The 946-nt window shown below is 37.8% G+C and carries 2 protein-coding genes; both read right to left on the bottom strand.

The features are described 5' to 3' along the window. Positions 1–48 precede the first annotated feature (48 nt). Positions 49–441, bottom strand: coding sequence for a YopX family protein (locus CD122_RS10060; RefSeq protein ID WP_103358845.1), 393 nt, complete (start codon positions 439–441; stop codon positions 49–51). Positions 442–456: 15 nt separating this feature from the next. Then, positions 457–840, bottom strand: a complete 384-nt coding sequence (locus CD122_RS12360) for a beta-sandwich lipoprotein (protein ID WP_103358844.1) — start codon at positions 838–840, stop codon at positions 457–459. Positions 841–946 lie beyond the last annotated feature (106 nt).

The following is a 946-nucleotide window of genomic DNA, read 5'->3' as shown; positions in this document are numbered from 1 at the left end:
AGCAACTCTTCTAGACCAACTTGTTTCTTCACTTTGATTTTCGGCACTTTACTCGTCCTCCTTTAACAAATGTGGTTGTTCATACTTGTTTCCGATCACTTCGAAATAACGTCCGTCTCGATAAAGTCTAAGTTTTTCATCTGATGAATCTATATCAAGACCAAAACACGCTTCATCATCTCTAAGCACAACAACGCCTATCGCTCTCTGCCTTTTACCGTAAGGGAAGTTGAAGCGTACTATATCGCCCTCATAAATTTCAACGTCACGCTTATCAAAAGCACCTGTTGACTGCATAAGGTTCTCGTCCTCATCGACAGAAATAACTTGATTATGATTACCTAGTACATGTACTCCATAATCATCAATCTCCATCGTGTAGTCACCTGGGTAAAGCATTCTCTTGTCTTTTTCATCCCAAACTCTAAATGTTGGTATCATCCTTTTTCATCTCCTTTAGTCTTTGTAATCCGGTTTTGCTGGTATCCACATTTTAGGATTGTAGTTAATTTCATACTGATACTTACTCACATCTTTTGTGGTAACATCTTCAACCACATACGACACATTGTCTGACAGTCCAATAATGTGCTTTTGGTATTCACCGTTTTGCTTTTCGACGACTACTTCTAATTGATTTTCTTTCGGATCAGCTTTAATCGACATACGTCCAGACATTTGGAAAATGATGTCTTGCTTAATTGCATTGATTACCGTAATTTTTCTAACAGTATTGAAGTTGTCTGACTCTTGCTTCAAGTTCTCGTTTACTCTTTCCGCTTGCGAACAAGCACCTAATAAAATTGTTGCACCTAGTAAAACTGAGATTAACTTTTTCATTTACGAATCATCTCCCTGTTATTTTTAATATCTGAACGTGCAACTAGCATTGTTACTTTGTTGTGATGTACCTTAACCACAAAGCCCTTCACGCCACGTCACTCTA

The sequence above is a fragment of the Staphylococcus rostri genome, assembly GCF_002902145.1.
Lineage (GTDB): Bacteria > Bacillota > Bacilli > Staphylococcales > Staphylococcaceae > Staphylococcus > Staphylococcus rostri.
Note: the sequence above shows the minus strand (reverse complement) of the source record. Positions and strands in the feature narration are given on the sequence as shown.

Excerpts from the sequence above, each read along its gene's own strand:
- CD122_RS10060 (WP_103358845.1), bottom strand. The coding sequence starts at position 441 with ATGATACCAACATTTAGAGTTTGGGATGAAAAAGACAAGAGAATGCTT.
- CD122_RS12360 (WP_103358844.1), bottom strand. The coding sequence starts at position 840 with ATGAAAAAGTTAATCTCAGTTTTACTAGGTGCAACAATTTTATTAGGT.